1 protein-coding gene is annotated in these 16032 nt (G+C 74.5%); it reads left to right on the top strand.

Going from position 1 to position 16032, the window contains the following annotated elements; all coding sequences use genetic code 11:
- Positions 1–24 precede the first annotated feature (24 nt).
- The gene (locus tag ACN267_RS15075) at positions 25–16032 is read left to right on the top strand and encodes an SDR family NAD(P)-dependent oxidoreductase (RefSeq protein ID WP_421488953.1); all 16008 of its coding nucleotides are present in this window, start codon (positions 25–27) and stop codon (positions 16030–16032) included.

Genomic DNA, 16032 nt, shown 5'->3' with positions numbered 1-16032 from the left:
GGCAACGAGTTTGGTGAGGTTCGGATGGCGAACGAAGAGAAGCTCCTCGAGTACCTGAAGCGGGTCACCGCCGATCTGCACCGCACCCGGGAGCGGCTGCGCGAGGTCGAGTCGCAGGAGCAGGACCCGATCGCGATCGTCGGCATGGCCTGCCGCTACCCGGGCGGGGTCAACTCGCCCGAGGACCTGTGGCGGCTGGTCGCCGACGGTGTCGACGCCATCGGCGAGTTCCCCACCGACCGGGGCTGGGACACCGCCGCCCTCTACGACGCCGACCCGGACGCCGCCGGCAGCAGCTACGTCCAACAGGGCGGGTTCGTCCACGACGCCGACGAGTTCGACGCCGAGTTCTTCGGCATCTCTCCCCGCGAGGCGTTGGCCATGGACCCGCAGCAGCGGCTGGTGCTGGAGACGAGCTGGGAGGCGTGCGAACGGGCCGGCATCAACCCCGACACGTTGCGCGGCGGCCCGGTCGGCGTCTTCGTCGGCTGCGGCGGCCAGGACTACTGGGACCGGCTCACCGTGCTGCCCGAGCCGGTCGAGGCGTACATGAGCACCGGCAGCTCCGGGGCGGTCATCTCCGGCCGGGTCGCGTACAGCCTCGGGTTCGAGGGGCCGGCCGTCACCGTCAACACCGCCTGCTCGTCGTCGCTCGTCGCGCTGCACCTCGCCGCGCACGCGCTGCGGCAACGGGAGTGCGGGCTGGCGCTGGCCGGTGGCGTCACCGTCATGTCGACGCCCGGCGCGTTCGTCGCGTTCAGCCGGCAGCGGGGGCTCGCCTCCGACGGCCGCTGCAAGCCGTTCTCCGACGACGCCGACGGCACCGGCTGGGGTGAGGGCGTCGGCATGCTGCTGCTGGAACGACTCTCCGACGCCCAGCGCAACGGCCACCGGGTGCTCGCCGTCATCCGGGGTTCCGCGATCAACCAGGACGGCGCGTCCAACGGGCTCACCGCCCCCAACGGGGTGGCCCAGCAGCGGGTCATCCTCCAGGCGCTCGCCAACGCCGGCCTCACCTCCGGCGACGTCGACCTGATCGAGGCGCACGGCACCGGCACCACCCTCGGTGACCCGATCGAGGCGGAGGCGCTGATCGCCACGTACGGGCGGGACCGGCCGGCGGACCGGCCGCTCTGGCTCGGCTCGGTCAAGTCGAACATCGGCCACGCCCAGGCCGCCGCCGCCGTCAGCGGCGTGATCAAGATGGTGATGGCGCTGCACAACGGCGTCCTGCCCAAGAGCCTGCACGTGGGGGAGCCGTCCACCCACGTCGACTGGTCCGCCGGCACGGTGCAGCTGCTGACCGAGGCGCGGCAGTGGCCCGATCACGGCCAGCCGCGCCGGGGCGGGGTGTCGTCGTTCGGGGTGAGCGGCACCAACGGGCACGTGATCCTGGAGCAGGCCCCCCCCGTTGAGGTCGTCGAGTCGGCCGGGACCGCCGAGCCGCCGGTGGTGCTCTGGCCGCTGTCCGGCCGGTCGACGGCGGCGCTCGCCGGGCAGGCCGCCCGGCTGCGGGAGTTCCTCACCGACGAACGGCCGGTCGACGTCGGGTTCTCGCTGGGCACCACCCGGGCCGCCGGCGCGTACCGGGGTGTGGTGCTCGGCGACGACGTGGCCGGTCTGGAGACCCTGGCCGCCGGCGGTGGTGTGTCGGGTCGGGTGACCTCCGGTCGTACGGCGGTGGTGTTCACCGGGCAGGGTGCGCAGCGGGTGGGGATGGGTCGTGAGTTGGCGGCGGCGTTCCCGGTGTTCGCGGCTGCGTTGGACGAGGTGTGTGCGGCGTTCGGGCCGTTGTTGGACGGTGATCTGCGGGAGGTGATGTTCGCCGATCCGGATGGTGTGTTGGATCAGACGGGGTGGACGCAGCCGGCGTTGTTCGCGGTCGAGGTGGCCCTGTTCCGGCTCGCCGAATCCTGGGGGTTGAAGCCTGACTTCGTGGCCGGTCACTCGATCGGTGAGTTGGCTGCGGCGCACGTGGCCGGGGTGTGGTCGTTGGAGGACGCGTGTCGGGTGGTGGCGGCGCGTGGTGGTTTGATGCAGGCGCTTCCGGCGGGTGGGGCGATGTTGGCGATCGCCGCGCCGCTGGCCGAGCTGGATCTCGGTGACATCGATGTGGCGGCGGTGAACGGTCCCCGTGCGGTGGTGGTGTCGGGGACCGAGGAGCAGGTCGCGGCGTTGGAGGCGTCGCTTGAGGTGAAGACGCGTCGGTTGCGGGTGTCGCATGCGTTCCACTCGCACCTGATGGACCCGATGCTGGCCGGGTACGGGCAGGTCGTCGACGGGGTGACCGCGAGCCCGGCGGGAATCCCGCTGGTGTCGACCGCGACTGGTGATCTCGCCACCGATGCCGAGTTGGGCAGCGTCGGGTACTGGCAGGGTCAGGTGCGGGGGACGGTGCGGTTCGCCGACGCGGTGGCCGCCCTGGCGGCCCGTGGGGTGACCCGGTTCATCGAGATCGGGCCGGACAGTGTGCTCACCGCGATGGTCGCCAACTGCGTCGACGATGCGGTGACCGTCGCGTTGCAGCGGCGGGACCGGGAACAGGTCGAGGCGTACGCCGCCGGGATGGCGCAGGCGTGGACCACCGGCGTCGACCTCGACTGGGCGGCGGTCAACCCCGGCGGCCGGACCGTCGACCTGCCCACCTACGCCTTCCAGCACCAGCGGTTCTGGCTGGACGCCCCGGCCGACCCCGGTGACGCCACCGCGATGGGCCTGGACTCCGCCGACCATCCGCTGCTCGGCGCGGCCGTCACCCTCGCCAACGCCGACGGGGCCGTCCTCACCGGCCGGCTCTCCCTCGACCGGCACCCGTGGCTCGCCGACCACACCGTCGGCGGCGCGGTGGTCTTCCCCGGCACCGGCTACGTCGACCTCGCCCTGCACGCCGGGGCACAGGTAGGCGTCGAAACCGTCGACGAGTTGACCATCGAAGCCCCGCTGGTCCTGCCCGAACACGGCGGCGTCCAGCTCCAGGTCGTCGTCGGCCCCGCCGGCACCGACCACACCCGCACCCTCCAGGTGTACGCCCGCAGCGCCGACACCGACGCCCCGTGGACCCGGCACGCCAGCGGGGTGCTCGCCCCCGGGCCGCGTACCACCGGGACCGCGCTCACGCAGTGGCCGCCGGCCGACACCGAAGTGGTGCCCATCGACGACCTCTACCAGCACCTGGCGGCCGGCGGCCTCGGCTACGGCCCGGTGTTCCGGGGCCTGCGCCGGGTCTGGCGGCGCGGCGACGAGTTCTTTGCCGAGGTCACCCTGCCGGAGGGGGTGGACGCCGACGGGTTCGGCCTGCACCCCGCCGTGCTCGACGCCGGCCTGCACGCCCTCGGCCTCGCCGACGGGGACACCTTCCGGGGACTCCCGTTCGCCTGGACCGGCCTCACCCTGCACGCCACCGGCGCGGCCGGTGTCCGGGTCCGGCTCACCCCGGTCGGCTCCGGGGTCCGGATCGCGGTCGCCGACGCGGTCGGCGCACCCGTCGCCACCGTCGACTCGCTGGTGCTGCGCCCCGTCCAGGCGACCCGTCCGGGCGGGGTCGCCGACGCGCTGTTCGACCTGACCTGGCCGGAGATCGGTACCCTCACCGGCACGGTCGTCCCGTCCTGGGCCCACCATCCGGCCACCGGCACCGCGCCGGCCACCCCCGAGGTGGACCTGCTGGTGCTGACCGCCGGCAGCGCCGGGGATGCCGCCGGTCCGCAAGCAGTGCACGACGAGGTGAACCGGGTCCTCGGCCTGGTGCAGGAGTGGCTGGCCGGCCCCGACACCCACCGGCTCGTGGTGCTCACCCGGCGTGCCGTCGGCGGCGACGGGACCGACCTGACCGGGGCGGCCGTCTGGGGGCTGCTCCGCTCGGCGCAGGCCGAGAACCCCGACCGGCTGCTGCTGGTCGACACCGACCCGGACGCGGACGTGGCCGGGACGCTCGCGCTGGCCCTGGCCACCGGCGAGCCACAGGTACGGGTCCGCGACGGCGTGGTCTCGGTGCCCCGGCTCACCCGTCAGGTCGTCGAACCGTCCACCCCGGACGCCCCGCTCTACGGCAGCGGCACGGTGCTGGTCACCGGTGCGACAGGTGCCCTCGGCGCGGCCGTGGCCCGGCACCTGGTGACCACGCACGGGGTGACCCGGCTGCTGCTGGTGTCCCGCCGGGGTCCCGCCGCGCAGGGGGCCGACGACCTGGTCGCCGAGCTGACCGCGGCCGGCGCGCGGGTCGAGTTGGTCGCCTGCGACGTGGCTGACCGGGATGAGTTGACCGCCGTGTTGGCCGGTGTGCCGGACCTGTCGGCGGTGGTGCACACCGCCGGTGTGCTCGACGACGGCGTGGTGTCGTCGCTGTCCGCCGCCCGGCTGTCGGCGGTGCTGCGGCCCAAGGTGGATGCGGCGTGGCTGCTCGACGAGGCGACCCGGGGTCGGGAGCTGTCGGCGTTCGTGTTGTTCTCGTCGTTGTCCGGGGTGCTGGGTGCGCCGGGGCAGGGTAACTACGCGGCGGCGAACGCGTTCCTCGACGCGCTTGCCACCACCCGTCGGGCTGCCGGGTTGTCGGCGGTGTCGTTGGCGTGGGGGCTGTGGGGTGAGGGTTCGGCGATGACCGACCGGCTCGGCGACGCCGACCGGGAGCGGATGTCCCGGGGCGGGGTGCTGCCGCTGACCACCGCCGACGGGCTGGCCCTGCTCGACACCGCCGTGGCCAACCCGTACCCGACCGCGGTGCCGGCCCGGCTCGACCTGGCTGCCCTGCGTACCCTCGGCGAGGACCTGCCGTTGCCGTTCCACGGCCTGGTCCGCCCGGCCCGGCGGACGGCCGCCCGTGCCGCCGCAGGCGTCGCCACCGGGTGGGCGGCGGACCTCGCCGCGCTGTCCGCCGAGGAACGCGAACGCGCCGCGACCGCCCTGGTCCTCAGCCAGGTGGCGGCGGTGCTCGGGCACGCCTCCGCCGAACGCATCGACGCCGGCCGGGCGTTCCAGGAACTGGGCTTCGACTCGCTCACCGCCGTCGAGCTGCGCAACGGGCTCTCCGCCGCCACCGGCCTGCGGCTGCCCGCCACCCTGATCTTCGACTACCCGTCGCCGCGTGACCTGGCCCGGCACCTGCTCAGCGAGATCGCCGGCCCGGACGGCGTCGACGCCGTCCGGAAGGTCGCCACGACCGTCGCCGAGGACGAGCCGCTGGCGATCGTCGGGATGGCCTGCCGCTACCCCGGCGGCGTCACCTCGCCCGAGGACCTGTGGCGGCTGATCGCCGACGGCGCGGACGCCATCGACGGTTTCCCCACCGACCGGGGCTGGGACCTGGCCCGGCTCTACGACCCGACCAGCACCCGCCCCGACACCACGTACGTGGACAGGGGCGGTTTCCTCACCGACGCCGCCGAGTTCGACCCGGTCTTCTTCGGCATCTCCCCCCGCGAAGCGGTGATCATGGACCCGCAGCAGCGGCTGCTGCTGGAGGTGTCGTGGGAGGCGTTCGAGCGGGCCGGCATCGACCCGGGCACGCTGCGCGGCTCGTCCACCGGCGTGTTCGCCGGGGTCATGTACCACGACTACGTCTCCGGGCACAGCGCCGGCAGTGTCGTCACCGGTCGGGTGGCGTACACGCTCGGGCTGGAGGGGCCGGCGGTGTCGGTCGACACGGCGTGTTCGTCGTCGTTGGTGGCGATGCATCTGGCGGGTCAGGCGTTGCGGTCGGGTGAGTGTGATCTGGCGTTGGCCGGTGGGGTGACGGTGATGGCGACGCCGGAGACGTTCGTGGAGTTTTCGCGGCAGCGGGGGTTGGCGCCTGATGGTCGGTGCAAGCCGTTCGCGGCGGCGGCTGACGGGACGGGTTGGTCCGAGGGCGTCGGCGTGCTGGTGTTGGAGCGGTTGTCCGACGCGGTGCGCAACGGGCACCGGGTGCTGGGCGTGGTTCGCGGTTCGGCGGTGAACCAGGACGGCGCGTCGAACGGGCTGACCGCTCCGAACGGTCCCTCGCAGCAGCGGGTGATCCGGCAGGCCCTGGCGAATGCCGGGGTGTCGGCGGCTGAGGTGGACGTGGTGGAGGCGCACGGTACGGGTACCACGTTGGGTGATCCGATCGAGGCGCAGGCGATTCTGGCGACGTACGGTCGGGATCGGGAGCGGCCGTTGTGGTTGGGTTCGGTGAAGTCGAACCTGGGTCACACGCAGGCGGCGGCTGGTGTGGCGGGTGTGATGAAGATGGTGTTGGCGATGCGGCACGGGGTGGTGCCGCGGACGTTGCACGTGGACGCGCCGAGCCCGCACGTGGACTGGTCCGCCGGCGACGTACGGCTCGCCACCGACGAGGTGAGCTGGCCGGAGCTGGACCGGCCGCGTCGGGCGGCGGTGTCGTCGTTCGGCATCAGCGGCACCAACGCCCACCTGATCCTGGAACAGGCCCCCGAAACCGCGCCGCCCGCGCCGCCGGCCCCGACGCCGGTGCCGCTGTGGCCGGTCTCCGGCCGGTCGGCCAGCGGCCTCGCCGCCCAGGCTGCCCGTCTCGCCGACTTCCTCGCCGACGCCGACCTGGACCCCGCCGACGTGGCGTTGACCCTCGGCACCGGCCGGGCGGCCCTGGAGCACCGGGGGGTGGCCGTCGGTGACGGCGTCGCCGGTCTCCGCGCCCTCGCCGCCGGCCAGGGCGTGCACGGCCACCTGACCACCGGTCGTACGGCGGTGGTGTTCACCGGTCAGGGCGCGCAGCGGGTCGGCATGGGCCGTGACCTCGCGGCGGCGTACCCGGTGTTCGCCGCTGCCCTGGACGAGGTGTGTGCCACGTTCGCGCCCCTGCTGGACGGTGATCTGCGGGAGGTGATGTTCGCCGACCCGGACGGTGTCCTGGACCAGACGGGCTGGACGCAGCCGGCTCTGTTCGCGGTCGAGGTGGCCCTGTTCCGCCTGGCCGAGTCTTGGGGGTTGAAGCCTGACTTCGTGGCCGGGCACTCCATCGGTGAGCTGGCCGCCGCCCACGTCGCCGGGGTGTGGTCCCTGGAGGACGCGTGCCGCGTGGTGGCGGCCCGGGGTGGCTTGATGCAGGCCCTTCCGGCGGGTGGGGCGATGCTGGCGATCGCCGCCCCGTTGGCCGAGTTGGACCTGGGCGACATCGACGTGGCGGCGGTGAACGGTCCCCGTGCGGTGGTGGTGTCGGGGACCGAGGAGCAGATCGCGGCGCTGGAAGCCTCCCTCGAGGTGAAGACCCGTCGGTTGCGGGTGTCGCACGCGTTCCACTCGCACCTGATGGACCCGATGCTCGCCGGCTACGGGCTGGTCCTCGAAGGCGTCACCGCCAACCCGGCGGGCATCCCGCTGGTGTCCACCGCGACCGGTGACCTCGCCACCGACGACGAGTTGGGTTCGGTCGGATACTGGCAGGGCCAGGTGCGGGGCACGGTGCGGTTCGCCGACGCCGTCGCCGCCCTCGCCGCGCGGGGGGTGACCCGGTTCGTGGAGATCGGGCCGGACAGCGTCCTCACCACCATGGTCGCCGACAGCGTCGGCGACGCGGTGACCATCGCGTTGCAGCGGCGGGACCGGGAACAGGTCACCGCGTACACCACCGGGATGGCGCAGGCGTGGACCACCGGCGTCGACCTCGACTGGGCCGCCATCCACCCCGGCGCCCGGCAGGTCGACCTGCCCACCTACGCCTTCCAACGCCAGCACTACTGGCTCTACGACCCGGCCCTCGTCGGCGCCGGCCTGCTCGCCGCCACCCACCCGCTGCTCGACGCCACCGTGCCGCTGGCCAACACCGACGGCGTCGTCTTCACCGGCAGGTGGTCGCTGCACACCCACCCGTGGCTCGCCGACCACGCCGTCGGCGGGACTGTCGTGTTCCCCGGCACCGGCCTGGTCGAACTCGCCATCCACGCCGGCGACCAGGCCGGCGTCGGCCTGCTCGACGAACTGACCCTGCACGCGCCGCTCGTCGTCCCCGCCGCCGGCAGCGTCGAGGTGCAGGTCGCCGTGGAGCCGCCTGACCCGACCGGCCGTCGGGCCGTCCTGGTGCACTCCCGGGAACGCGACGACGTCCCGTGGACCCGGCACGCCACCGGCGTCCTCACCGCCGGGGACACCCCGGGTGTCGCGCTCACCGCGTGGCCCCCCGCCGACGCCGAGCCGCTGCCGCTGGTCGGCCTCTACGACGACCTCGCCACCGGCGGCCTCGACTACGGCCCGGTCTTCCAGGGCCTACGCCGCGCCTGGCGGGCCGGTGACGAACTCTTCGCCGAGGTCGACCTCCCCGACGGTACGGAAACCGACGGCTACGGCCTGCACCCGGCGCTGTTCGACGCCGGCCTGCACGTCCTCACCCGCGCCGACGGCGACACCCCCCGGGGGCTGCCGTTCGCCTGGTCGGGGGTGACGCTGCACGCCACCGGCGCGACCAGCCTGCGGGTCCGGCTCACCCCGGCCGGCAGCGGGGTCCGGATCGCCGTCGCCGACGCGGTCGGCGCACCCGTGGCCACCGTACGGTCGCTGGTGCTCCGCCCCGTGCAGGTCACCGCCGGCACCGGTGTCGCCGACGCGCTGTTCGGCCTGGACTGGCAGCCGGTCACCGTCATCCCGACCGCCACCACCTGGACCTGGCACCCCGACACCGTGGGGGCCACCCCGACCGACGGCGGCCCCACCGACGCGGTGGTGCTGCGGGCCGGCGGCACCGACGACGTGCACGCCGAGCTGCACCGGGTGCTGGCGGTCACCCAGCGCTGGCTGGCCGGGGACGACCCCGCGCCGCTGGTCGTCCTCACCCGCCACGCCGTCGGCGACGACGTGACCGACCTGGCCGGCGCGGCGGTCTGGGGGCTGCTGCGTTCCGCGCAGGCGGAGAACCCCGACCGCATCCTGCTCGTCGACGCCGACACCGACCGGCCCGACGACGCCCTGCCGGCGGCCCTGGCGGCCGGCGACCCGCAGGTGTCGATCCGCGACGGCGTCGTCCGGGTGCCCCGGATCGTCCGCCGGACGCTCCCGGCGACCCCGTCGGACGCCCCGCTCTACGGCACCGGCACGGTGCTGGTCACCGGTGCGACAGGTGCCCTCGGCGCGGCCGTGGCCCGGCACCTGGTGACGGCGCACGCCGTGCCGAGGCTGCTGCTGCTCTCCCGCAGCGGCCCGGCCGCCGCCGGTGCCGACGACCTCGTCGCCGAGCTGACTGCCGCTGGCGCGCGGGTGGACCTGGTCGCCTGCGACGTGGCCGACCGGGACCAGTTGACCGCCGTCCTGGCCGATGTGCCGGACCTGTCGGCCGTGGTGCACACCGCCGGTGTGCTCGACGACGGCGTGGTGTCGTCGCTGACCCCGGACCGGGTCTCGGCGGTGCTGCGGCCCAAGGTGGATGCGGCGTGGCTGCTCGACGAGGCGACCCGGGGTCGGGAGCTGTCGGCGTTCGTGTTGTTCTCGTCGTTGTCCGGGGTGCTGGGTGCGCCGGGGCAGGGCAACTATGCGGCGGCGAACGCGTTCCTGGACGCGCTTGCCACCACCCGTCGGGCTGCCGGGTTGTCGGCGGTGTCGTTGGCGTGGGGGCTGTGGGGTGAGGGTTCGGCGATGACCGACCGGCTCGTCGACGCCGACCGGGAGCGGATGTCCCGGGGCGGGGTGCTGCCGCTGACCACCACCGACGGGTTGGCCCTGCTCGACACCGCCGTCGCCGGCGGACCGGCCACCCTCGTCCCGGCCCGGCTCGACGTGCCGACACTGCGTACCCTCGGCGACCGGCTGCCCCCGGTGTTCCGCGCCCTGACCGGGCCGACCCGGCGCACGGCCACCGCCGCCAGCGCCGTCGACCGGGCGGGCGGCGACTGGCTGGCCGGCCTGCCGGAGCAGGAGCGCGCCGGTGCCGTCCGGCACCTGGTGCACACCCACGTCGCCGCCGTGCTCGGCCTCGCCGGCCCGGACGCGGTCGAGGCGGACCGCACCTTCCAGAGCCTCGGCTTCGACTCGCTCACCGCCGTCGAGCTGCGCAACGCGCTCTCCACGGCGGCCGGTCTGCGACTCCCGGCCACTCTGATCTTCGACTACCCGACGCCGGTGGCCCTCGCCGAGTTCCTGTACGGCGAGCTGAGCGGCGCGCTCGACGTACCGCAGGAACGGCGCAGCGCCACCACGGCGTTCGGTGACGAACCGGTGGCGATCGTCGGGATGGCCTGCCGCTACCCCGGCGGGGTGTCCTCCCCGGAGGACCTGTGGCGGCTCGTCGCCGACGGCGTCGACGCCATCGACGGCTTCCCCACCGACCGGGGCTGGGACCTGGCCCGGCTCTACGACCCGACCAGCACCCGTCCCGACACCAGCTACGCCGACCAGGGCGGCTTCCTGCCCGGCGCGGCCGGCTTCGACCCGGCGTTCTTCGGCATCTCGCCCCGCGAGGCCGTGCTGATGGACCCGCAGCAGCGGCAACTGTTGGAGGTCTCCTGGGAGGCGTTCGAGCGGGCCGGCATCGACCCCTCCTCGGTCCGTGGCTCCGCCACCGGTGTCTTCGCCGGCCTGATGTACCACGACTACGTGACCGGGCACAGCGCCGGCAGCGTCGTCTCCGGGCGGATCGCCTACACCCTCGGCCTCGAAGGCCCCGCCGTCACCGTAGACACGGCGTGTTCGTCGTCGTTGGTGGCGATGCACCTGGCGGGTCAGGCGTTGCGGTCGGGTGAGTGTGATCTGGCGTTGGCCGGTGGGGTGACGGTGATGGCGACGCCGGAGACGTTCGTGGAGTTCTCGCGGCAGCGGGGGTTGGCGCCGGATGGTCGGTGCAAGCCGTTCGCGGCGGCGGCTGACGGGACGGGCTGGTCCGAGGGCGTCGGCGTGCTGGTGCTCGAACGCCTCTCCGACGCCCGGCGGAACGGACACACCATCCTCGGTCTCGTCCGGGGCTCGGCGGTCAACCAGGACGGCGCGTCGAACGGCCTGACCGCCCCCAACGGGCCGGCGCAGCAGCGGGTGATCCGGCAGGCCCTCGCCAACGCCCGGGTGTCGGCCGCCGAGGTGGACGTGGTGGAGGCGCACGGTACGGGCACCACGTTGGGTGATCCGATCGAGGCGCAGGCGATTCTGGCGACGTACGGTCGGGATCGGGAGCGGCCGTTGTGGTTGGGTTCGGTGAAGTCGAACCTGGGTCACACGCAGGCGGCGGCGGGTGTCGCCGGGGTGATGAAGATGGTGCTGGCGATGCGGCACGGGGTGGTGCCCCGCACGTTGCACGTGGACGCGCCGAGCCCGCACGTGGACTGGTCCGCCGGTGACGTACGGCTCGCCACCGAGGCGGTCGACTGGCCCGCCAACGGCCACCCCCGTCGGGCGGCGGTGTCGTCGTTCGGCATCAGCGGCACCAACGCCCACGTCATCGTCGAGGAGTACCCGCAGCCCGTCGTGGCCCCCGAGCCGACGCCGGCACCGGCCGTGGTGCTCTGGCCGCTCGCCAGCCGCTCCACCACCGGCCTCACCGCCCAGGCCACCCGGCTGCGGGACTTCCTCACCGACGAACGGCCGGTCGACGTCGGGTATTCGCTGGCCGTCGGTCGGGCGGCGCTGGATCACCGGGCGGTGGCCGTCGGTGGTACGGCCGCCGACCTGGCCGTCTCCCTGGAGGCGCTGACCTCGGGTGCCGGCCTGTCGGGTCGGGTCACCGGGGGTCGTACGGCGGTGGTGTTCACCGGTCAGGGTGCGCAGCGGGTCGGCATGGGTCGTGAGTTGGCCGAAGCGTTCCCGGTGTTCGCGGCTGCCCTGGACGAGGTGTGTGCCGCGTTCGCGCCCCTGCTGGACGGTGATCTGCGGGAGGTGATGTTCACCGACCCGGACGGTGTTCTGGACCAGACGGGGTGGACGCAGCCGGCGTTGTTCGCGGTCGAGGTGGCGTTGTTCCGGCTCGCCGAATCCTGGGGGTTGAAGCCGGACTTCGTGGCCGGTCATTCGATCGGTGAGTTGGCCGCCGCGCATGTGGCCGGGGTGTGGTCGTTGGAGGACGCGTGTCGGGTGGTGGCGGCGCGTGGTGGTCTGATGCAGGCGCTTCCGGCGGGTGGGGCGATGCTGGCGATCGCCGCGCCGCTGGATGAGCTGGACCTCGGTGACATCGACGTGGCGGCGGTGAACGGCCCCCGCGCGGTGGTGGTGTCCGGCACGGAGGAGCAGATCGGCGCGCTGGAAGCCTCCCTTGCGGTGAAGACCCGTCGGCTTCGGGTGTCGCACGCGTTCCACTCGCACCTGATGGACCCGATGCTGGCCGAATACGGGCAGGTCGTCGACGGGGTGACCGCCAACCCGGCGGGCATTCCGCTGGTGTCGACCGCGACCGGTGACCTGGCCGGTGACGACGAACTCGGCTCGGTCGAATACTGGCAGGGCCAGGTGCGGGGCACCGTCCGGTTCGCCGACGCGGTCGCCGCCCTCGCCGCACGCGGAGTCACCCGGTTCATCGAGATCGGGCCGGACAGTGTGCTCACCGCGATGGTCGCCGACAGCCTCGACGACATGGTGACCATCGCGCTGCAACGCCGGGACCGGGAACAGGTCACCGCGTACGCCACCGGGATGGCGCAGGCGTGGACCACCGGCGTCGACCTCGACTGGGCGGCGGTCAACCCCGGCGGCCGGACCGTCGACCTGCCCACCTACGCCTTCCAGCACCAGCACTACTGGATGCAGGACACCGGCGCGGACCGGGACGTCACCGCCGCCGGGCTGCTCGACGCCGGGCACCCGCTGCTGTCGGCCGTCACCACCCTGCCCGACACCGACGGGCTGATCGCCACCGGGCTGCTGTCCCGGCGTACCCACCCGTGGCTGGCCGAGCACGCGCTGGGCGACACGATCGTGCTGCCCGGCACCGGACTCGTCGAACTCGCCCTCCGGGCCGGGGACCAGGTCGGCTGCGGCCGGCTGGCCGAACTCACCCTCCAGGCCCCACTGGTCGTCCCCGACGACGACGGCGTCCAGGTGCAGGTGGCCGTCGGCGCACCCGGCGAGGACGGCGGCCGGCCGGTCACCGTCTACTCCCGGCACCGGGACGCGCCGTGGACCCGGCACGCCACCGGCCTGCTCACCCCGGCCCCGGCCGACCCACCGGCCACCCCGGCGACCGTCTGGCCGCCGGCCGCCGCCACCCCCGTCGACGTCGACGGGATCTACGAGCGGATGGCCGACGCCGGACTGGTCTACGGCCCGGTCTTCCAGGGCCTGCGGACCGCCTGGCGGCACGGCGACGAGGTGTACGCCGAGGTGGCGCTCCCCGCCGACGTGCTCGACGCCGACCGGTTCCACCTGCACCCCGCCCTGTTCGACGCGGCCCTGCACGCCGTCGGGCTGAGCCGGGGCGAGGGCCGGCCCGGCGTCCCGTTCTCCTGGACCGGGGTCACCGTCCACGCCACCGGTGCCGCCGCGCTGCGGGTCACCGTCACCCCTGCCGGCCCCGACGAGGTCGCCCTCACCCTCACCGACCAGGACGGCGCACCCGTCGCCCGGGTCGACTCGCTGGTGCTGCGGGAGATCGACGCGGGTCAGCTCACCGCCGCCCGCGCCAGCCGGCAGGAACACCTCTACCGGGTCGACTGGACCCCGGTGCCGCTGCCCGCCACCCCGGCCACCGGCCGGTGGGCGCTGGTCGGCGTCGACGAGTTCAAGGTGGCCGCCGCGCTCGACACCGTCGGCCTGCTCGCCGAAACACACCCCGACCTGACGGCCCTCACCGCAGCCCTGGACGCGGGCAGGGCCGCACCGGACGTGGTGCTGGTCGCCAGCGTCCAACCCGACGCCCGGGACCTCGCCGCCGGTGCCCGGCACACCACCGGGCAGCTGCTCACCCTGCTCCAGGGCTGGCTCGCCGACGAGCGGCTGGCGTCGTCCCGGCTGCTGGTGCTCACCCACGGCGCGCAGGGCACCCGGGTCACCGAACCGGCCGCCGCGGCGGCCTGGGGTCTGGTCCGGTCGGCCCAGTCGGAGAACCCGGGCCGGATCGTCCTGGTCGACCTCGACGACCACGACGGGTCGGCCCAGGCGCTCCCGGCGGTGCTGGCCGGCGGCGAACCGCAGCTCGTCGTCCGCGAAGGCGTCGCCCACGCCGCCCGGCTGGTGCCCGCCGCCGCGCCCGACGGCACCCCCGGCAGCACCTTCACCGACGGCGGGACCGTGCTGCTCACCGGCGCCACCGGCACCCTCGGCGGGCTCGTCGCCCGGCACCTGGTCGACACGTACGGGGTGCGGCACCTGCTGCTGGCCAGCCGGCGTGGGCCGGACGCCGACGGGATGGCCGCGCTGCGCGACGACCTCACCGCCCGGGGAGCGGAGGTCACCGTGGCCGCCTGCGACCTGGCCGACCGGGACGCGGTCGCCGCACTGCTCGCCGGGGTGCCCGCCGGGCACCCGCTGACCGGGGTGGTGCACGCCGCCGGGGTGCTCGACGACGGGATCATCCCGTCACTGACCCGGGACCGCCTCGACGCGGTGCTGCGCCCCAAGGTCGACGCCGCCACCCACCTGCACGAGTTGACCCGCGACGCGGACCTCACCGCGTTCGTGCTGTTCTCCTCGGCGGCCGGCGTGCTCGGCGGCCCGGGGCAGGGCAACTACGCGGCGGCGAACGCCTTCCTCGACGCGCTGGCCGGGGCACGGCGGGCCGCCGGACTGCCCGCCCAGTCCCTGGCCTGGGGGCCGTGGGCCGGCGGTGGGATGGCCGACGACCTCGGCGGCACCGACCGGGCCCGGATGTCGCGGGGTGGGGTGCTGCCGATGTCCACCACCGAAGGGCTGGCTCTGCTGGACGCGGCGCTGGCCCGCACCGAGGCGGTGCTCGTCCCGGTCAAGGCCGACCTGGGCACCCCGGCGGGCGACGAGGTGCCGGCGATCCTGCGGGCCCTGGTCACCCCGACCCGGCGGGCCGCGTCGGCAACGAACCGGCCCGACCCGGCGGCGCTGCGGCGTACCCTCGGCGGGCTGGACGCCGACGGCCAGCAGGCGCTGCTGGCCGACCTGGTCCGCTCGCGCGCCGCGACGGTGCTCGGCCACGGCGACGCCGCCGACCTCGACCCGGCGCTGCGCTTCGTCGAGCTGGGCTTCGACTCGCTCACCGCGATGGAGCTGCGCACCGCGCTCAACGAGGCGACCGGTCTGCGGCTGGCCACCGGGGTGGTCTTCGACCACGGCAGCGTCGACGAACTCGCCGCGCTGCTGCGCACCGAGCTGGCCGCGCCACCGGCCGAGGAGCGGGCCGGCACGCCCGACGCCGCCGCCGACACGATGAGCGCGCTGTTCCGCACCGCCGTCAAGAGCGGCCGGGTGCAGCAGGGCCTGTCCCTGCTGTACGCGGTGGCCGACATCCGGCCCACCTTCGACGGCCCGGCCGACCTGCCGCAGGTCCCCGCCCCGCGCCGGCTCGCCCGGGGCGACCAGGGGCCGGCGATCATCTGCTTCCCGTCGCCGATGGCGCTCGGCGGCGACCAGCAGTACGCCCGGTTCACCGCCGAGTTCGGCGGCACCCGGGACGTGTGGACCCTGCCGGTGCCCGGATTCGGCCGGGACGAGAGCCTGCCCGCCTCCGCCGACGCGGCGGTACGGGTCTTCGCCGAGATGGTCCGTCCGATCGCCGAGCAGGGGCCGTACGTGATCGTCGGATACTCCTCCGGCGGGTTGTTCGCCCACGCCACCGCCGGTGAGCTGGAGCGGCAGGGGCACGGCCCGGCCGGGGTGGTGCTGCTGGACACCTACCTCACCACCGGCAGCACCACGGCGACGTTCTTCACCCACATGCTCGACTCGCTGCTGGACCGGGAGGCCACCTTCGGCGAGTTCAGCAGCGCCCGGCTGTCGGCGATGGGCCGCTACGTCCGGCTGTTGCAGAGCTGCCCGGTGGAGGAGATCGACACGCCGGTGCTCTTCGTCCGGCCGCAGGAGTCCATCGTGGCCGGCGGGGACGACGACGGGTGGCGGGCCACCTGGGAGACCCCGCACACGCTCCGGGAGGTGCCCGGCGACCACTTCACCATGATGGAGGGGCAGGTCGCCACGACCGCCGGGGTGGTACGGGACTGGATCGCGCAGTGA

Origin of the sequence: Micromonospora sp. WMMD734 (assembly GCF_049178975.1) — a bacterium.
Lineage (GTDB): Bacteria > Actinomycetota > Actinomycetes > Mycobacteriales > Micromonosporaceae > Micromonospora > Micromonospora wenchangensis.
The sequence above is the reverse complement of the archived record's forward strand: the minus strand, read 5'-3'. Positions and strand labels throughout refer to the sequence as shown.

Bases quoted from the DNA above. Each gene is read 5' to 3' on its own strand.
- ACN267_RS15075 (WP_421488953.1), top strand. From the start codon at position 25: ATGGCGAACGAAGAGAAGCTCCTCGAGTACCTGAAGCGGGTCACCGCC.